This is a genomic window from Caulobacter sp. FWC2, from assembly GCF_002742625.1.
Lineage (GTDB): Bacteria > Pseudomonadota > Alphaproteobacteria > Caulobacterales > Caulobacteraceae > Caulobacter.
The window spans coordinates 4,465,308-4,482,642 of the sequence record NZ_PEBF01000001.1 but is presented as its reverse complement, the minus strand read 5'-3'; the positions used below and the strand labels follow the sequence as shown (position 1 = coordinate 4,482,642).

Here is a 17,335-nt window from a genome sequence, read left to right as displayed (position 1 = left end):
GCTGATATGGGGGCGCGACGGGCCGCCTACGACCCCAGGTGCGAATTGAACCAGCCCACGATGCGGTTGGTCAGGTCGGTGCGGTTCTCCGGCCGGCGGATGCCGTGGCCTTCGTCCTGGTAGATGACCAGAGAGGTCTCGACGTTCATGGCTTTCAGGCCGTGCCAGAACTCCATCGACTGGGCCGCCGGGGTCTCGACGTCGCGTTCGCCGACATAGATGAAGGTCGGGGTCTTGGCGTCCTTGATCGTGCGGATCGGCGACAGCTTGTCGTAGATCGCCGGGTCGTTGTAGGCGGTGTCGCCGAAGAACGGGACCATCCACTGGTCGATGCCGTTCTGGCCATAATAGCTGATCCAGTTGGCGATGCCGGCGCCGGCCACGGCGGCCTTGAAGCGCTGGCTGTGGGTCACCGTCCACATGGTCATGTAGCCGCCGTAGCTGTGGCCGAACACGCCCAGGCGCTTGTCGTCGACCGGGGCGATCTTCTCGACCGCGTCCACGCCGGCCAGGATGTCGCGCAGGTCGCCGCCGCCGAAGTCGCGGCGGTTGCTGGTCTTGAAGGCCTCGCCCTGGCCGAAGCTGCCGCGCGGATTGGGCTGGAACACGTAGTAGCCGGCCTTCAGCAGGTCATAGACCGTGCCGCTGGAGCCGAAGCGCGAGGTCACGGCCGAGGACGGGCCGCCGTGGACGATGACGACCATCGGATAGGTCTTGCCCGGCTCGACCTTAGCCGGGGCTTGCAGCCAGCCCTGGACGTCGAAGCCCTCGTTCTTCCAGGTGACGCTCTTGCCGATGTAGTTGGCGGTCAGGGCGTCGTTGTCGTGGGTGATGGGCTTCAGCGCCTCCGGCGCGCCCAGCAGGATCTGGGGCGCCTTGGCGAACGAGTCGACGACCGTTGCCGCCAGCTTGCCGCTGGGGTCGAACGAGACGCGGCCGTCGCCAGCCGAATAGCTGACCTCGCCGCGCGCCATCAGCGTGACCTTGGCCCCGCCGGCCGGGTCGATGCGGGCGATGGCGCTGTCGCCGCCCAGGATGGCCGAGGCCATCGGGCCCTTGGCGGTCCAGTACAGGCTGGTGAAGGTGCCCTTGTAGCCCTCGGTCAGGTTGGTCGGCTGGCCGCCCGCGAGCGGCACGGTCCAGACGTCGCCGCCGACCGCGCCGAAGTCGCTCATCAGGCCGCCGATGAAGGCCACCGACTTGCCGTCCGGCGACACGCGCGGGGCGTTCAGCTGCATCTTCGGCGCGGCGATCACGCGGCTGGCGCCGTCGGTCCCGAAGGCCTGCAGGCTGGCGACCCACCAGTTGTTGTCGCCGTCGCCCTTGGCGGCCGTGCCGACGAAGCCCTTGGAATCCGGCGTCCAATCGTACTCGTAGACGAAGGTGTCGTCGGGCGAGGCGAATGTCACGTCGCCGCCCGCGGTCGGAACGAAGGCGATGCGCTGCTCGTCGATCGCGCCGGCGACGCCGATTTCGCCGACCTGGCGCACGCCGGCCTGGGTGGCGCCGGTCTGCTTGCGCGCGCCAACCGTGGCGAGCATGGCGATCGACTGGCCGTTCGGCGCCCAGCGCGGCGTGCTCGCCACGCCCTTCACGGTCGCGGCGGCGCGGACCTTGTCGCCCTCAATCACGAACAGGGTCGCCGCGCCGGCCCGCATGTCCGAGCCGATAAAGGCCAGCTTCTGGCCATCGGCCGACCAGGCCGGACCGCCATAGCGGCAGGTCTGGCAGGGATCGAAGCGGCCGGTGATCTCGCCCTTGGCCGAGCGGATGACGATGGCGGCGCGGCTGTCGGACGCCGTGCCGACGGTCTCGGCGCTCTCGATGGCCGCCAGGCGCTTGCCGCCGGGAGCCAGCGTCAGGGCGCCATAGCCATGGACCGAGGGAGTAGCGGGCGCGGCCGCCTGCAGGGCCGCTGCAGCGACCAGGGAGAGCACGAACGACATCACGTGAGCCTTGAGTGAGCTTGCCGAAAAGGGCGTGTGCTTCGAATTCGCGCGCCAATGTGTCTGAAAAATTTCTGTCGCAATCTCTCGGAGACTCAGTCGCCGTCGTCGGGCGCGGTCAGGTCGGACGGGTCGAACGCGTAGTCCAGCAGGTCGCCCGGCTTGCAGCCCAGGGCCGCGCACAGCCGCGCCAGGGTGCGGAAGCGGATGCCCTTGACCTTGCCCGAGCGGAACAGGGACAGCTGGGTCTCGCTGAGACCGACCTCCTGGGCCAGGTCGCGGGCTTTGAGGCCCTTGGCGACGATCAGGGCGTCCAGGGTGACGCGAACGGGCATCAGATCATCTCGTCGAGTTCGGCCTGCGCCGCCAGGGCCTGGTCCATGACCCGGCCCAGCAGGAAGAGGGCGCCGCCGATCATGCCCAGCGTCATGCCGGCCACGTCGAAGTTCAGATAGCTGCCCTTGGTCAAGCCGACCAGCCGCATCAGGTTGCTGACGATGAAGACGCTAGCCACGCCGCCGACGCCGAGGGCCAGGCCCACCCGGCGCAGGGCCGAGGGTAGGGCGGCCTGGATCAGTCGTCCCTTGGCGATCTGGCCCATGGCCCGGCCGATCGACCACACGCCGAACAGATAGCAGGCGACCGGGGCGTTCTGGATCGTCACCGCCAGCATGATGTCCGGCCGCAGCGGTCTGTGCTTCACCAGGGCGTAGAGCAGCGGAAATCCCCAGGCCATCAGGGCCAGCAGCAGGCCGACGCTGACGACCATGAACACCGCCAGCCAGCGGAACTGGCGGCACATGCGGCGGAATTTTTCGACGTCCTTGGCGCTCATGGCGGTCTCCCCAACCTGTCTCATCTTTAATCTTGACTTAAAGACGATCACTTCGCAACTTTATATCTAACTTAAACGAAAGTGAGTGCCGCGACATGTCCGCAGCCATCGAGACCGAAGGCTTGTCCCGTCGTTTCGGCCCCCACCTGGCCGTCGACGGCGTGTCGATGACCGTGCCCGAGCAGGCCGTGTACGGCTTCCTGGGCCGCAACGGCGCGGGCAAGACCACGACACTGAAGATGGTGCTGGGCCTGATCCGTCCGAGCGCCGGAACCGCGCGGGTCTGCGGCCTGGACGTCGCCCGCGACCGCATCGGCGCGGCGCGCAAGGTCGGGGCCCTGCTGGAGGCGCACGGCTTCTATGGCAACCTGACCGGCCGGGAGAACCTGGCCTTGACCACGACCCTGCTGGGCTGCCCCGCCAGCGAGATCGACCGGGTGCTGGAGGTGGTCGAGATGCGCCCCGACGCTGGGCGAAAGGTCGCCGGATACTCCCTGGGGATGCGCCAGCGCCTGGGCCTGGCCCGCGCCATGCTGGGCGCGCCGCCGGTGCTGGTGCTGGACGAGCCGACCAATGGCCTGGACCCCGACGGCATCGCCGACATGCGCCGCTTCCTGCGCGCCCTGCCCGAGCGCACCGGCGCGACCGTGCTGCTGTCCAGCCACCTGCTGGGCGAGATCGAGCAGACCGCCACCCATGTCGGCGTGGTCAATGACGGCCGGCTCGTGCTGGAGGGCGAGCTTTCGCGCCTGAAGGCCGACCTCGCGCCGGAGATCGTCCTGCGCACCGGAGACGACGCGCGGGCCGCGGCGCTGCTGCGCGGCCACGGCCTGAACGTCCGCGTCGCCGACAGCCTGACCGTGGCCCTGGACGCCGGCGACGCCGTCGACCCGGCCGTAGCCGGGCTCACCGCCCTGCTGGTCGAGGCCGCCGTCCCGGTCTTCGCCATTGGTCCCCGCGCCCAGTCGCTGGAGGACATCTATCGCCGCGTCGCCGTTCCCACTCCCCGTCAAGCCGAGGCCGCCTGATGCTCGCCGCCCTGTCCGTCGAATTGCGCAAGCTGAACCGCTCGTTGGCCGCCGTGCTGGCCGTGGCCGCGCCGTCGCTGATCGCGATCTTCGCCTTCTTCAACCTGCTGCGCGCCGACAAGGCCCCGCCATGGGCGATGTTCCTGCAGGCCTCGGCCGGCATCTGGGCCTATTTCATGCTGCCGATGAGCGTGACGGCCCTGACCGCCCTGGTCGCCCATATGGAGCACGGACCGCGCAGCTGGGATCATCTGCGCGCCTTGCCGGTCCCGCGCTGGCGCCTTTACGCGGCCAAGGCGGTCTGCGTGATCGGGATTGTCGTCATCATGACCGCCCTGAACCTGCTGCTGACCTTCGGCGCGATCTCCCTGGCCGCGATCATCAAGCCGGCGGTGGCGCCGATCGGCGACCCGGATCTTTCCCGCTTCGTCCTGCTGAACGTGAAGGTGGTGGCGGCCGCGACACTGCTGATCGCCATCCAGTTCTGGACCGCCGTGCGCTTTTCCAGCTTCGTACCCGCCCTGGCGCTGGGCATCGGCGGGACCTTCTTCTCGGTGGTCGCCACGGCGGCCAAGCAGGGGGTGTTCTTCCCCTGGCAGATGCCGGTCAACATGCTGGCCAAGGAGGCTTGGCGCGTCGACACCGCGCTGGCGCTGGGCGGCGGGCTGGGTCTGATCGCCCTGATCGCGGCCATCGCCCACCTGGCGCGGCGGGAGGTGTTGTAACGCGGCTCCGGCCTGCTAGGACGCTGGCAGGCAAGAGGCGGGACGACATGGCCGAACAGGCGCTCATCGGATTGATCGGCGGCATGAGCTGGGAGAGCTCGGCCCAGTACTACCGGCTGATCAACGAGGCGGTGCGTGAGCGCGTCGGCGGCGTGGCTTCGGCCCGGACCCTGATGTGGTCGTTCGACTTCGCCGAGATCGAGCATCTGCAGCACGCCGGCCGCTGGCCAGAGCTGTCGCGCCGCCTGGCCGACGCCGCCCGGGCGCTGGAGGCGGGCGGGGCCGACTTCCTGGTCCTCTGCACCAACACCATGCACCGCGAGGCCGACGCCATCGAGGCGGCGGTGCGGATCCCGCTGCTGCACATCGCCGACCCGACAGGCGAGGCGATCACGGCCGTCGGCCTCTCGACCGTGGGCCTGCTGGGCACGACCTTCACCATGGAGCACGACTTCTATCGCGGCCGCCTTGAGCGGAAACACGGCCTGACCGTGCTGACCCCGGACGCCGAAGACCGCGCCGCCGTGCACCGGATCATCTACGAGGAACTGGTGACCGGCCAGGTGATGGACGCCTCGCGCGAGACCTACAAGGCGGTGATCGCGCGATTGGTGGAGCAGGGCGCCCAGGCGATCATCCTGGGCTGCACCGAGATCATGCTGCTGATCGGCCAGGCGGATAGTCCCGTCCCGGTGTTCGACACCACGACCCTGCATGCGATGGCGGCGGTGGAGAGGGCCTTGAACAGCGCCGCCTAGCCGATAGGGTGCCCCCGCTCAAGTTGCGGAGTTTATGAATGCGCCTCTGTTCAGTGTCGGGCCTCGCCCTGCTCGCCAGCCTTTCGATCCTGGCGGCGACGCCCGTCCTGGCCCAGACCGCAACGGCCTACGACTCCGTCGATCCCTTCATCGGCACGGGCGGCGATGGCCACACCTTCCCCGGGGCGGTGGTTCCGTTCGGCATGGTGCAGCTGAGCCCCGACACCGACATCCTGCCGTTCAAGCAGAGCTATGCCCGTGCGGCCGGCTACCGCTTCGGCGACCCGACGATCCTGGGCTTTTCGCACACCCACTTCTCGGGCGCGGGCCACTCGGACCTCGGCGACATCCTGCTGACCCCGGTGGCGGGCGAGGCCAAGCTGGAGCCGGGCGAGGTCGACAAGCCGGGCTCGGGCTACCGCTCGCGCTACAGCCACGACACCGAGGTCGCCCAGCCGGGCTATTACGCCGTCACCCTCAGCGACAGCCGCGTGCGGGCGGAACTGACGGCGGGCCTGCGCACCGGCCTGCACCGCTACACCTTCCAGAAGGGCGACCGCGCCCAGGTGCTGATCGACCTGCGCAGCTCGATCTACAACTATCCGGGCAAGGTGCTGTGGTCGCGCCTGCGGGTGTCGCCGGACGGCGTGGTCACCGGCTACCGCGAGACGCGCGGCTGGGCCCCCGGGCGCAAGCTGTTCTTCGCCATCAGGTTCGACCGCCCGCTGGTCGGCCAGGCGTTCCGCAACGCCGAGAAGGACGTGCCCTATAACGGCTTCGCCCAGCCGGGGCGGACGCCGAACGACCGCGCCCAGGTCCAGGGCCGCGCCCTGGTCGGGGTGTTCGACTTCGGCCAGATCGACGGCCCGCTGACCGTGAAGGTGGCGCTGTCGTCGGTCAGCGAGGACGGGGCGATCGCCAACCTTTCCAGCGACGAGCCGGGCTTCGACTTCGACGCCCAGCGCGCCCGCGCCAAGACCGCCTGGGAGAAGGCCCTAGGCGCGGTCGACATCGAGGCTCCTGTCCCGATGAAGAAAACGCTCTACACGGCGCTCTACCACACCCTGCTGGCCCCCAGCGTCTATGCCGACGCCGACGGCCGCTACCGGGGTCCGGACGACCAGGTGCACGAGGGCAAGCTGGACGGCCGCCCGTTCACCTTCCACTCGACCTTCTCGCTGTGGGACACCTTCCGGGCCGAGCATCCGCTGCTGACCCTGATCCAGCCGGCCGACTACACCAATGACGTGGTCAACTCGCTGATCGCCTCGCAGAAGCAGAGCCCGTACGGCATCCTGCCGGTGTGGCAGTTCCACGGCCAGGAAACCTGGACGATGATCGGCTACCACGCCGTGCCGGTGATCGCCGACGCCTGGATGAAGGGCATCCGCGGCTATGATGGCAAGGCGGCCCTGGACGCCATGGTCAAGAGCGCGACCTACGCCCCCTATGGCGGCCTCGGCGACTACATGAAGCTGGGCTACGCGCCGATCGAAAAGGAGCCGGAAGCCGCCTCCAAGACGGTCGAATACGCCTATGACGACTGGACCATCGCCCGCATGGCCAAGGACATGGGCCAGGACGATGTCGCCAAGGCCTTCGAGAAGCGGGCGTCCTACTGGCGCAATAGCTTCGATGTGAAGACCGGCTTCCTGCGGGCCCGCAAGAGCGACGGGACCTTCCGCGAGCCGTTCAATCCGACCGCCATCAACTACGGCTCGGACTATACCGAGGGCAACGCCTGGCAATATTCCTGGTTCGCGCCGCAGGACCTGGGCGGGATCGTCAAGACGCTGGGCGGCGACGCGGCGACGGTCAAGAAGCTGGACGCCATGTTCGACTTCGACAACTCCAAGGTCGACTACTCGCACGCCGAGGACATCGCCGGCCTGATCGGCCAGTACATCCACGGCAACGAGCCCAGCCACCACGTGGCCTATATGTACGACTACGCCGGCGCCCCGTGGCGCACCCAGGCCCGCCTGACCCAGATCATCAAGACCCAGTACAAGCCGACGCCCGACGGTCTTTCGGGCAATGACGACCTCGGCCAGATGTCGGCCTGGCTGATGTTCACCAGCCTGGGCTTCTATCCGGTGACCCCGGCCTCGAACGAATACGCCATCGGCCGGCCGTTCGTGGACAAGGCGGCGCTGAACCTGCCGAACGGCAAGCGTTTCACGGTTCGGGCAGAAGGGATGGCCGACGACAAGCCGTACGTGTCGAAGGTGACGCTGAACGGCAAGCCGCTGACACGGGCCTATCTCAAGCACGACGATATCGTGGCCGGCGGCGAACTGGTCTTCACGATGAGCGCCACCCCGAACAAGACCTGGGCGACGAAGGTGGCGGATCGGCCGACGTCGCTGACGGGGTACAGGTAGGGCGCGTCGATTGGCGGCGTGACAACTCGTAGAAGTTGGCGTTATGTTCTGGGTAGGAGTTCTCATGACCCGCCCCACGAACACCGCCAATGTCGTGACGCCGCCGAGACTCTCGGCGCGTGCTCGCGCGATGCTGTCGGACGCCGAACGGGCTGAGCGTGGTCGAGCGCAGGTGGCGGCGGGCGACTATCTGGACGATGATGAGCTGGACGCTTTCCTGGATGGTCTGATCCCTCCAGACGAGGCCTGATCGGGCCTTGGGCTGGAAGGTGAGGCTATCGCCGGACGCGCAGGCCGATCTACAGGACGTCGCGAGATGGCTAAGCCAGCCCGGCTCGGGACGGGAGGCGCGCAAGAAGCTTAACGATATCTGGGCAAGCATTAGAGGGCTGCGCGCTAACGCCTTGCGCCATCCGGTCTTCACAGAGACTGGCGGTCGGAAATGCAGCGTTTCGGGGGGCTACGAGATTCATTACGATGTATTTCCGAGCCCGCCTCGGTCTTTAAGGTCGGGGATCGTGATCGTGTCGTTCGTCAAGAGCCCATACCAGGACTACACGACCTTCGAGGATCGATAGCCCCTATCAGTATGGCAGCCGCTCCGGCGAGGGCGGGGCGGGACCGGTCGACGGCGCCAGGGTCTCGGCCGCCTTCGCCGCCGCGTCCAGCTCCGAGGCCGCCCGGGCGAACTCCGCCGACAGGGTTTCGTAGTAGCCGTTGCGCGGATCGGGCTCGGTCTGCGGCGCGGGGTCGGGCAGCAGCCAGGCGAAGTCGCGGACCGCCAGGGTCTGGTGGGCGGTCATCATGAAGCGGCGCCAGATGCTGGCCGGGATGTCGCCGCCGACCACCTTGTTCATCGGCTTCTCGTCGTCATTGCCGACCCAGACGCCGGTCACGTAGTCGGGCGTGAAGCCGACGAACCAGGCGTCGCGCCAGTTCTGACTGGTGCCGGTCTTGCCCGCCGCCGGACGGCCGAAGGCGGCGCGCTTGGCTGTGCCCTCGGTGACTACCTTCTTCATCATCTTGACCATGATGCTGGCGTGGCCGACGTCGTAGACGCGGCGCTCGGCCTGCGGAGGCTGGTGCTGGAACAGCGCTTGGCCGTCCTGGGTGGTGACCGTCTCGATGACATAGGGTTCGACCCGCACACCGCCCTGCTGGAAGACCTGGAAGCCCGAGGTCAGCTGCAGCAGGCTTACCTCGTAAGAGCCCAGGGCCACCGACAGGTCGGGGACGGGCGGCAGGGTGGTGATGCCGAAGCGGCGGACCAGATCGCCGATCGACGCGCCGCCGGCCTCCTGGCCCAGCTTCACGGCCACGGTGTTGATCGAGTTGATCAGGGCTCGTTCGACGGTCATCGGACCACGATAGCCGCCGCTGTAGTTCTCAGGGCTCCAGTCGCCGAACTTGACCGGCTCATCGACGCGGATGTCGGTCGGCAGCACGCCCTTCTCGACGGCGGCGGCGTAGACGAACGGCTTGAAGGTCGAGCCCGGCTGGCGGCGGGCCTGGACGGCGCGGTTGAACGGGCTCTCGCCATAGTCCGTGCCGCCGACCATGGCCCGGATCGCGCCCTCGGTCGACAGCGACAGCAGGGCCGCCTGGCGCGCGCCGGAGCGGGTGGTCTCCGTGGCCATGGTCTGGCGCACGATCTCGGCGCCCTCGCGCTGCAGCAGCGGGTCGATGGTCAGGCGCACGACCAGGTCCGGCGCGTTCTGGCCGGCGATCTTCACGGCCTCGGTGGTGGCGTAGTCCAGCACCCAGCCGTAGTCGCCCTCGTCCTGCAGGGCCATCGGCGACAGGCGCGGGGTGTCGTCCAGGGCGCGGCTTTCCTGCTCTGCGGTGATCCAGCCTTCCTTACGCATGTTGGCCAGGATCAGGCGCGAGCGGGCCAGGGCGCGCTCCATGTCGTTGGTCAAGGCCAGGCGCGACGGGGCCTTGGGCAGGCTGGCCAGCAGGGCCGCTTCCGACAGGGTCAGCTGGCTGGCGGGCTTGCCGAAATAGGTCTGGGACGCGCCGTCGACGCCATAGGTGCCAGCCCCGAAATAGATTCGGTTGAGATAGAGCTCGAGGATCTCGTCCTTGGTCAGGACCTGCTCCAGCCTCCAGGCCAGCAGCATTTCCTGCAGCTTGCGCTTGACCACCCGGTCGGGCGTGAGGAACAGGCCCTTGGCCAGTTGCTGGGTCAGGGTCGAGGCGCCCTGGCGGGTCTTGCCGGCCCGCCAGTTGATCCAGGCGGCCCGGCCGATGCCTTGCAGGTCGATGGCCCCGTGCTGGTAGAAGCGCCGGTCCTCCGCCGCCAGGAAGGCCTGGGGCACGTAGTTGGGCACGGCGCCGATGGTGATGCGCTGGCCATAGCGCGGGCCGCGCGTGGCGATCACCTGGCCGTTTCGGTCCTCGAAGCGGATGCCGGGCGCGCGGTTGACCGCGAACAGCGCCGCGCGCGAGGGCAGGGGCGGGGTGTCCTTCAGGTACTTGTACCAGACATAGGCCGCGCCGCCGCCGGCCGCGAGCACGCCGATCAGGAACGAGACCAGCAGCACGCCCCAGATCCAGCCCCACTTGCGGGCCTTCTTCTTGGCGGCGCGATGCTTGAGGTCGGCGCGGAAGGGCTCCTCCGGTGGCGGAGGGGGCGGCGGCGGAGGCTGATAGGACGGCGGCGCGGCCGGGGACAGCTGGAACGGATCCCGCAGCGGCTCCGGCTTGGCCCATGGGTCGTGGGGCGGCTCGGGCGGCGCGCCGGCGGCCGGCTCCGGGCTGCGCCCGGTCGGCTTCCGCGACGGATCCTTGTCGTCGAACTTGTACGGCGGAAGGGTCCAGTCGTTCACGGTCTGAGTCAGGCTCTGTTTGTTCGCCAGGTAAATCGGGTTTAGGACGGCGCCATGACGCCACGCAAACCTTTCTGGGAGACGAAGACGCTCTCCGAGATGACCGTCCCCGAGTGGGAGAGCCTATGCGATGGGTGCGGCCTTTGCTGCCTCGTTCGCTTCGAAGACGAAGATACCGGCGAAATCATCCCCACGCGGGTGCACTGCCAGCTCCTCGATGCGCATCTCTGCCGCTGCAAGGACTATCCGAACCGCAAGAAGACGGTGCCGGACTGCATCAAGCTGACGCCCTACAATATCGAGGACCTGGAGTGGATGCCCCTCTCCTGCGGCTATCGCCGGATCCACGAGGGCAAGGACCTGCCGCGCTGGCACCCGCTGATCACCGGCGATCCGGACAGCCCCCACAAGGCGGGCGTCTCGGTGCGCGACCAGACGGTGTCGGAGCTGAGCTTCAGGGACGCGGAAGACGCCATGGACTTCGTGGCGACGGACCTGATGCGCGATCGCGGGGATGATCCGTACGAGCCGGAGGAAGAATGAAAGATGCTCCCCCGTTGTACGGGGGAGCTGTCGCGGAGCGACAGAGGGGGCGAGTGCTGACTAGGCCGAGCTAGCCCCCTCCGGCCCTCTGGGCCACCTCCCCCGCATCGCGGGGGAGGTGCTAGACCCCAGATACAGAAAAAGCCGGCCCGCCAACGCGGAACCGGCTTTTCGTCGCCCTTACGGCGAGAAGCTGTAAGCTTCTTACTTCTTGGCGGTGAAGCCAGCGAACTTGGCGTTGAAGCGCGAGACGCGGCCGCCGCGGTCCATCAGCTGGGCGTTGCCGCCGGTCCACGCCGGGTGGGTGCGCGGGTCGATGTCGAGCGCCAGCGTCGCGCCTTCCTTGCCGTAGGTCGAACGGGTTTGATAGTTCGAGCCATCCGTCAGGGTGACGGTGATGAAGTGGTAGTCGGGGTGAATGTCTTGTTTCATGGCGGCGATCCAGTCCGACTAAGCCGGCGAGTGTGAATTGGGTTAAGCGCCCTCCGCGCACGCGCGGGGTGGCCCTCGAAGACGGGCGGCTATAAAGAACCCGCGCGATTTTGGCAAGGGACTGTTGATGACTGACGCGAACGGCGGCGACCAAATGGCCGAAGGCCGCCCCGGCGCGGGGGCTGAACTGGTCCAGGGCATGGCCGAAGCCAAGGCCCGGCGGGCTCGTCGCAAGGACATTCGCCCGCTCGCGCACCTGCTGCCGTTCGTCAAGGCGCACAAGGGCGACGGCATCGCGGCGGGCTTCTTCCTGCTGTTCTCGACAGCCGCGACCCTGGGTCTGACCGCCGCCTTCAAGGAGGTGATCGACCACGGATTCGCCAAGGGCCAAGGCAGCGAGATCAACAGCGCCTTCCTGGGCCTGGGCGCCGTGGCCATGGTGCTGGCGATCGCCACCGCCCTGCGATTCTTCTTCATCACCCGCCTGGGCGAGCGGGTCGTGGCCGATGTGCGCCGGGCGCTGTACGGCCACACCCTGGGCCTGGACCAGGAATATTTCCTCAAGACCCGCACGGGCGAGGTACTGTCGCGCCTGACCACCGACGTCTCGCTGATCGAGCAGCTGGTCGGCGCCTCGGCCTCGATCGCCCTGCGCAACATCCTCAGCCTGGTGGGCGGCCTCGGCTACATGGCGGTGGTCTCGCCCAAGCTGGCGGGCTTCATCGTGCTGATGGTGCCGGTGATCCTGGCCCCGATGTTCCTGGTCGGCCGCCGCGTGCGCAAGCTGACCGTCACCGCCCAGGACCGCTTCGCCGACGCCGTCGGCTATGCCGGCGAGAGCCTGGACGCTCTGGAGACGGTGCAGGCCTTCGGTCGCGAGCAGGCGTCCGCGCTGCGCTTCGGCGGTGCGGTGGAAGAAGCCTACAAGGCCTCGGTGCGCCGGATCACCACGCGGGCCAGCATGACCGCCATGGTCATCACCCTGGCCTTCGGCGGCGTCACACTGCTGCTGTGGACCGGCGCGCGCCTGGTCCTAGCCGGCGAGATGACCGGCGGCACCCTGGCCCAGTTCGCCATGCTGGCGGTGATGGCCGCCGGCGCGATCGGGGCCCTGGGCGAGGTCTGGGGCGACGTCCAGAAGGCCTCCGGGGCCATGGACCGCATCTCCGAACTGCTGAACGCCAAGCCCGACATCGCCGCCCCGGCCGCGCCCAAGGCCCTGCCGGTCCCGGCCCAGGGGGCGATCGCCTTCGAGAACGTGATCTTCGCCTATCCTGGGCGTCCGGACCTGCCGGCCCTGAACGGCTTTGATCTCGCCGTGAAGCCCGGTGAGACCGTCGCCCTGGTCGGCCCCTCGGGCGCGGGCAAGAGCACGGTCCTGCGGCTTCTGCTGCGCTTCTATGACCCCACGAGCGGCGCCATCCGCCTGGACGGCGTCGACCTGCGCGACGCCGAGCCGTCGGAGGTCCGCGCCCGCATGGCCCTGGTGGGCCAGGACTCGCCGCTGTTCTCGGGCTCGGCCATGGACAATATCCGCTTCGGCCGCGCCGACGCCACCGAGGCCGAGGTCAGAGCCGCCGCCGAAGCCGCCCAGGCCGCCGGCTTCCTCTCGGCCCTGCCCCAGGGCTTCGACACCCCGGTCGGCGAGCGCGCCAAGACCCTGTCGGGCGGCCAGCGCCAGCGCCTGGCCATCGCCCGGGCCCTGGTCCGCCAGGCCCCGATCCTGCTGCTCGATGAAGCCACCAGCGCCCTCGACGCCGAGAGCGAACGCCTGGTCCAGCAGGCGCTGGCCGCCGCCATGGAGGGCCGCACCACCCTCGTGATCGCCCACCGCCTGGCCACCGTGCTGAAGGCCGACCGGATCGTGGTGATGGAAGAAGGCCGCGTGGTCGAGCAGGGCACCCACACCGAGCTCTTCGCCAAAGGCGGGCTCTATGCGCGCCTGGCGAGGCTGCAGTTTGGGGTGGAGGCGGCCTAGGCGCCGGCTAAAGCGCCCAGAGGCTCCTGCGGATCCTCGAACCAAGCCTCGAACGAGCGCGGCTCGGCCGAGCGGCCATGGATGCGCACCTCGGCCGTGGCCGGCCAGGCGCGGGCCAGGTCGTGGGCTTCGGCCACGGCCCGGCGGCGGCCGGTGAAGAACAGCACCTCGCCGGTGTCGCCGATCTTCACGCACCAGCCGCCGTCATAGGGCGAGACCTCGAACAGGCAGGCCATGGTCCTACTCCGCCGCGTAGACCAGCGGATGGGTGTGGGCCCACAGGTGGGCGCGATAGGTATCGAAGCACTGCTCGCCGCAGATCAGGCGCATGATCGCGCCCTCGGCGATGTACTTGGCGCGGGAGGGATCCTCCGACACCAGCGGGACCAGGGCCTCGGCGTTCCAGGCCTTGGAGTGCTCAATGTCCAGCTGCGCGTGCAGGGCGAAGTACTTGCGGGCCTCGGCGGGGACGCCGACGCGCTTGAGGCCGGCGTCGACGCAGGCCACGCGGGTCGGGGCGGTCAGCTCGACCACGCCCAGGGCGCCGATCGACTGCCACACATAGCGGCGCGTCGTGGCGAAGGCGGTCATGACATTGGCCAGGCACAGCGACTGCCACAGGGTGGAGTCGATGGTCGGCGCCAGACCCAGGGTCTCGGTCGTCCGCGTCAGCATCGGACCGTGCATGCCCTTGGCGCCGCCGCGACCCATCTCGTCCCAGTAGTTGCGAGCCAGCTCCAGCTTGGCGCGGTCGGGAACCTTGACCTGGGTCAGGGCCACCAGGTCGTCGAAGCCGGCTTCACCAGCGGCTTCCTGGGTCAGGAACCACTTGAGGTCCTCGAGCGAGGCCGCGCCTTCCAGCCAGTCGAACAAAGGATCCCACTGGCCGGGGCCGTGGTCCTTCAGCGCCTCGAACCAGGCGATGAAGCCGTCGGGATCTTGTGGGACGTCCTCGACCAGCGGGGCGACATGCAGACGGAACGCTTCGATGAACGCGCCCTCGATCCGGCGCATCCTGACCTCCTGGTCCAGCTCCTCGCGCCAGCCCTCGGAAGGCGCGGCCGGAGACAGGCGAATGTGGTTCCAGTGCGCCAGGCCCTTGTGCAGGGCCTCGGCGTCTGGGAACTGCGCGCTGAACGCGCCCAGGCGGGAAAGACGTTCGCCACCGTACACGGACACACTCCTTGATCTTGAAGGAGAGACCGCCCGGCAAGGCGACCCCTACGCCGCCAACAGGCAGCGGCGAGGGGGCAAACGGCGACTACGCCGATTGCGTTCCTGTGTCGGCAACGCGACCTCGGCGCGCGGCGAGGGCTTGCTGGCGACGACCTAGTTCCGCAGATCCGCCGGCGTGGTCGGTTCGCTGATCACCCGCTCCATGGCCGCCCAGCGCGCGTCCTGGGTCTTGCCGGCGCGGTAGACGTGGTCGCGAACCATGTCCTGGCCGATGTTGTAGTTGATCACGTACGAGCGGTAGGTCTCGATGAACGACACCCGCTTCTCGGCGCCGCCGCGCGAGTAGAGGGTGTATTTCATCAGCGCCTGGACGGCCTGCTCCCTGGTCATCTTGCCGGAGAGGTAGAGGGCCGCGATGGTGTTGCCGCTGCTGGACAGCGCCGCCTTGGCGTCCTGCAGTTCGCCATAGGCCTTGGCCGTCTTCGGATCGAGGCCGGCCAGAGGGTAGAGCTTGTCGCGTTCGAACTCGGTCTTGGCCTTGCCCGGGAAGGCCAGCTCGATGCCGAAATTGGCGCTGCCCTCGGCGATGAACGACTGCGGCGAGAACAGCGGATAGACCGAGAACTCGAACCAGCCCTTGTCCTTGGTCAGCTTCTCTTCCAGCAGGGCGTTCAGCACGTGGTGGCCGGGATAGCCCTCGTGGCAGCCCAGGTCCAAGGCGCGGCTGATATAGATCGGCAGGTCGGTGTTGATCTGGATCAGGCTGTGGGCGCCGCCCTTGTACCAGTTGTAGCCGCTCCACGGCTTCTTGGTGACGAACTCCAGATCGAAGCGCTCGCCGGCCGGCAGCTTGATGTGCTCTTCGGTCTTGGCCTTGCAGGCCGCGATGCCCGCCTGCATCACCGCCTCGACCTTGTCGGTCGGGATCACATAGCGGTTCTGGAAGGCGTCGACGCGGGCGGCCAGGTCGCCCTTACCCGGGACCAGCTTGTCGATGCGGGCCAGGATCGGGTCATAGCTCTTCAGGGGCTTGATCACCGGGCGGACGCCGAACAGGCCCTCGGCCTCGTCCTCGAAGCTGAACTTGTCGCCGGCGATCATGGCCAGGCGCGTCTGGGCGGCCTTGATCTGGCCCTTCAGGAACAGCTTGCGGCGGCGTTCGTCGGGCGACAGCTGCTTGTCCTTGGTGGCGACCACCAGGATCATCAGGCGGTCGGCCTCCTTGCGCAGCACCGAGACCGGGCGAGGGGCCGCCTTGGCGGTGTCCATCAGGTGGACCGGGCCGTAATAGGCGTCGACATAGCCGGGCTCGCGCTCGCCGGCCTCCAGGGTCATGCGCACGAAATCCTCGGCGACGCGATCCAGCACCTGGCTGGAGGCGGTCGGCGTTGGCGCGGCGAACGCGACCGTACCCAGGGCCAGGGTGGCGGCGAGGGCGGCCGTGGAGACGACGTGGCGGATCTTCATGAGGCTTCCCCTGGGAGTTCGGCCGGCACGCTGCACCGGTCCGGGCCGTCTCCGCAAGAGGCGCCAGGCTACCCCCGCGCGGCGGCGGCCAAGCCCGGGAAGTCGCTGAAGATCCCGTCGACGCCGGCGGCGTACAGCGCCTTGAACAGCGGCGCGACGTCGCCGTGCATGGCCAGATAGGCCGGGTTCTGGGCGTCGCCCTTCCGCAAGGACGCGGGCAGGAAGTAGTTCTCGGCGCGCACCGTCCACGGGTGGACGGCCAGGCCGGCGGCGTGGGCGTTCTTCACCAGGTCGGTGGCCGGCAGCAGGACCTGCTTGTCGTTGGGGACCACCAGGCTCCAGTTCGGACCCAGGCCGTCGGCATAGACGGCGACGTCCTTCAGGCCCCGGGCGGTGATCAGGTCGGCATATTTGACTTTCGGCAGGTCGGCTGGGCCGCCTTCGCCGTCGACAAGGAACACCAGACGCGCGGGGGTCTTGGCGCGGAGCTTCTTCAGTGTCCCGACCTCGAAGCACTGCACGAACACCGGCGCGGTCGCCGAGTTGAGGTCCAGGGCCTTGAGCTTGGCGACCAGGCGGTCCTCGGTCGGCAGGCCGATCGAGGCGAAATAGGTCGGGTGCTTCAGCTCGGGATAGGCGCCGATCACGCGGCCGGTGCGCTGGCTGCCGGCCTTGGCGATGGCCACGACCTCTTCAAAGGTCAGGATCTGGGCTTGGCCGTCGAAGGCGGCGCTGGCCGGACGTAGCTGCGGCAGCCGCTCGCGGGCGCGCAGGGTCTTTATCTCGGCCAGGGTGAAGTCTTCGGTGAACCAGCCGGTGACCGACTGGCCGTCGATGGTCTTGGTCGCCTTGCGGGCCGCGAACTCTGGACGGCTGGCGACGTCGGTCGTGCCGCCGATCTCGTTTTCGTGGCGGGCCACCAGGTGGCCGTCCTTGGTCGGGACCAGGTCCGGCTCGATGAAGTCGGCGCCCTGCTCGATGGCGCGCTCATAGGACAGGGCCGTATGCTCGGGCCGCTCGCCGCTGCAGCCGCGATGGCCGATGACGATGGGCTTTTTGCTCTGGGCGCGGGCGAAGCCGGGCAGCAGCGTGCCGGCGAGCGCGGCGGTGGTCATGGCGCGACGGGTAAGCAGGGTCATGGGGCGCGATTTAGCGCCGGGATGTGACGGTTTGGCTAGGCCTTTAAACGGTCACCTCGGCGCATCCCGAGGTGACCAGATCTTTCAGGCGAGGTC

At 68.5% G+C, this 17,335-nt stretch carries 16 protein-coding genes; 7 read left to right on the top strand and 9 right to left on the bottom strand.

Annotated elements, in window-relative coordinates:
• Positions 1 to 26: 26 nt before the first annotated feature.
• The 3 genes from CSW62_RS21185 to CSW62_RS21175 form a co-directional block, all read right to left on the bottom strand.
• Positions 27 to 1,946, bottom strand: a complete 1,920-nt coding sequence (locus CSW62_RS21185; protein WP_099581285.1) for a S9 family peptidase — start codon at positions 1,944 to 1,946, stop codon at positions 27 to 29.
• 95 nt (positions 1,947 to 2,041) lie between these two features.
• Positions 2,042 to 2,281, bottom strand: coding sequence for a helix-turn-helix transcriptional regulator (locus tag CSW62_RS21180; protein WP_099581283.1), 240 nt, complete (start codon positions 2,279 to 2,281; stop codon positions 2,042 to 2,044).
• On the bottom strand, positions 2,281 to 2,781 hold the full coding sequence (locus CSW62_RS21175; protein ID WP_099581281.1) for a DUF2975 domain-containing protein: 501 nt from the start codon (positions 2,779 to 2,781) through the stop codon (positions 2,281 to 2,283). The genes CSW62_RS21180 and CSW62_RS21175 overlap by 1 nt, the downstream gene beginning before the upstream one ends.
• A gap of 95 nt (positions 2,782 to 2,876) precedes the next feature.
• Here CSW62_RS21175 and CSW62_RS21170 point away from each other — a divergent pair, with 95 nt between their 5' ends.
• From CSW62_RS21170 to CSW62_RS26235, 5 genes are all read left to right on the top strand, one after another.
• A complete protein-coding gene (locus CSW62_RS21170; RefSeq protein WP_099581279.1) occupies positions 2,877 to 3,809 on the top strand; it encodes an ABC transporter ATP-binding protein in 933 nt (310 codons plus the stop codon).
• On the top strand, positions 3,809 to 4,534 hold the full coding sequence (locus tag CSW62_RS21165; RefSeq protein WP_099581277.1) for an ABC transporter permease: 726 nt from the start codon (positions 3,809 to 3,811) through the stop codon (positions 4,532 to 4,534). The genes CSW62_RS21170 and CSW62_RS21165 overlap by 1 nt, the downstream gene beginning before the upstream one ends.
• A gap of 47 nt (positions 4,535 to 4,581) precedes the next feature.
• A complete protein-coding gene (locus CSW62_RS21160; protein WP_099581275.1) occupies positions 4,582 to 5,292 on the top strand; it encodes an aspartate/glutamate racemase family protein in 711 nt (236 codons plus the stop codon).
• A gap of 38 nt (positions 5,293 to 5,330) precedes the next feature.
• Entirely contained in the window at positions 5,331 to 7,676 is a 2,346-nt protein-coding gene (locus CSW62_RS21155; protein WP_099581273.1) for a GH92 family glycosyl hydrolase, read from the top strand.
• A 64-nt stretch (positions 7,677 to 7,740) separates the two neighbouring features.
• Positions 7,741 to 7,926 (top strand): hypothetical protein, encoded by a 186-nt coding sequence (locus tag CSW62_RS26235; protein ID WP_143324439.1) that lies wholly within the window; start codon positions 7,741 to 7,743, stop codon positions 7,924 to 7,926.
• Positions 7,927 to 8,260: 334 nt separating this feature from the next.
• Here the strand turns inward: CSW62_RS26235 and CSW62_RS21150 are convergent, their stop codons facing one another.
• Positions 8,261 to 10,504 (bottom strand): PBP1A family penicillin-binding protein, encoded by a 2,244-nt coding sequence (locus CSW62_RS21150; protein WP_099581271.1) that lies wholly within the window; start codon positions 10,502 to 10,504, stop codon positions 8,261 to 8,263.
• A gap of 54 nt (positions 10,505 to 10,558) precedes the next feature.
• Here CSW62_RS21150 and CSW62_RS21145 point away from each other — a divergent pair, with 54 nt between their 5' ends.
• Positions 10,559 to 11,047 carry a YcgN family cysteine cluster protein gene (locus tag CSW62_RS21145; RefSeq protein ID WP_099581269.1) on the top strand — a complete coding sequence of 163 codons (489 nt, stop codon included), beginning with the start codon at positions 10,559 to 10,561 and terminating at the stop codon, positions 11,045 to 11,047.
• 204 nt (positions 11,048 to 11,251) lie between these two features.
• Here the strand turns inward: CSW62_RS21145 and rpmE are convergent, their stop codons facing one another.
• Entirely contained in the window at positions 11,252 to 11,479 is a 228-nt protein-coding gene (gene rpmE / locus CSW62_RS21140) for a 50S ribosomal protein L31 (protein ID WP_099581267.1), read from the bottom strand.
• Between the two features lie 124 nt (positions 11,480 to 11,603).
• Here rpmE and CSW62_RS21135 point away from each other — a divergent pair, with 124 nt between their 5' ends.
• The gene (locus CSW62_RS21135; protein ID WP_199170664.1) at positions 11,604 to 13,457 is read left to right on the top strand and encodes an ABC transporter transmembrane domain-containing protein; all 1,854 of its coding nucleotides are present in this window, start codon (positions 11,604 to 11,606) and stop codon (positions 13,455 to 13,457) included.
• Here the strand turns inward: CSW62_RS21135 and CSW62_RS21130 are convergent.
• The 4 genes from CSW62_RS21130 to CSW62_RS21115 all read right to left on the bottom strand — a co-directional run bounded on the left by CSW62_RS21130 (position 13,454) and on the right by CSW62_RS21115 (position 17,239).
• Positions 13,454 to 13,693 (bottom strand): DUF2188 domain-containing protein, encoded by a 240-nt coding sequence (locus CSW62_RS21130; protein WP_099581263.1) that lies wholly within the window; start codon positions 13,691 to 13,693, stop codon positions 13,454 to 13,456. The two genes, CSW62_RS21135 and CSW62_RS21130, sit on opposite strands and share 4 nt — an antisense overlap.
• A 4-nt stretch (positions 13,694 to 13,697) precedes the next feature.
• Positions 13,698 to 14,630 carry an iron-containing redox enzyme family protein gene (locus tag CSW62_RS21125; RefSeq protein WP_099581261.1) on the bottom strand — a complete coding sequence of 311 codons (933 nt, stop codon included), beginning with the start codon at positions 14,628 to 14,630 and terminating at the stop codon, positions 13,698 to 13,700.
• Between the two features lie 156 nt (positions 14,631 to 14,786).
• A complete protein-coding gene (locus CSW62_RS21120; RefSeq protein ID WP_099581259.1) occupies positions 14,787 to 16,100 on the bottom strand; it encodes a hypothetical protein in 1,314 nt (437 codons plus the stop codon).
• Positions 16,101 to 16,168: 68 nt separating this feature from the next.
• Positions 16,169 to 17,239: a glycerophosphodiester phosphodiesterase gene (locus CSW62_RS21115; RefSeq protein ID WP_099581257.1), complete on the bottom strand. Its 1,071-nt coding sequence runs from the start codon at positions 17,237 to 17,239 to the stop codon at positions 16,169 to 16,171.
• Between the last annotated feature and the right edge of the window lie 96 nt (positions 17,240 to 17,335).

What these genes read in the sequence shown, in the direction of transcription:
- CSW62_RS21185 (WP_099581285.1), bottom strand. Translation starts at nt 1,946, where the DNA reads ATGTCGTTCGTGCTCTCCCTGGTCGCTGCAGCGGCCCTGCAGGCGGCC.
- CSW62_RS21180 (WP_099581283.1), bottom strand. Translation starts at nt 2,281, where the DNA reads ATGCCCGTTCGCGTCACCCTGGACGCCCTGATCGTCGCCAAGGGCCTC.
- CSW62_RS21175 (WP_099581281.1), bottom strand. Translation starts at nt 2,781, where the DNA reads ATGAGCGCCAAGGACGTCGAAAAATTCCGCCGCATGTGCCGCCAGTTC.
- CSW62_RS21170 (WP_099581279.1), top strand. Translation starts at nt 2,877, where the DNA reads ATGTCCGCAGCCATCGAGACCGAAGGCTTGTCCCGTCGTTTCGGCCCC.
- CSW62_RS21165 (WP_099581277.1), top strand. Translation starts at nt 3,809, where the DNA reads ATGCTCGCCGCCCTGTCCGTCGAATTGCGCAAGCTGAACCGCTCGTTG.
- CSW62_RS21160 (WP_099581275.1), top strand. Translation starts at nt 4,582, where the DNA reads ATGGCCGAACAGGCGCTCATCGGATTGATCGGCGGCATGAGCTGGGAG.
- CSW62_RS21155 (WP_099581273.1), top strand. Translation starts at nt 5,331, where the DNA reads ATGCGCCTCTGTTCAGTGTCGGGCCTCGCCCTGCTCGCCAGCCTTTCG.
- CSW62_RS26235 (WP_143324439.1), top strand. Translation starts at nt 7,741, where the DNA reads ATGACCCGCCCCACGAACACCGCCAATGTCGTGACGCCGCCGAGACTC.
- CSW62_RS21145 (WP_099581269.1), top strand. Translation starts at nt 10,559, where the DNA reads ATGACGCCACGCAAACCTTTCTGGGAGACGAAGACGCTCTCCGAGATG.
- rpmE (WP_099581267.1), bottom strand. Translation starts at nt 11,479, where the DNA reads ATGAAACAAGACATTCACCCCGACTACCACTTCATCACCGTCACCCTG.
- CSW62_RS21130 (WP_099581263.1), bottom strand. Translation starts at nt 13,693, where the DNA reads ATGGCCTGCCTGTTCGAGGTCTCGCCCTATGACGGCGGCTGGTGCGTG.
- CSW62_RS21120 (WP_099581259.1), bottom strand. Translation starts at nt 16,100, where the DNA reads ATGAAGATCCGCCACGTCGTCTCCACGGCCGCCCTCGCCGCCACCCTG.
- CSW62_RS21115 (WP_099581257.1), bottom strand. Translation starts at nt 17,239, where the DNA reads ATGACCCTGCTTACCCGTCGCGCCATGACCACCGCCGCGCTCGCCGGC.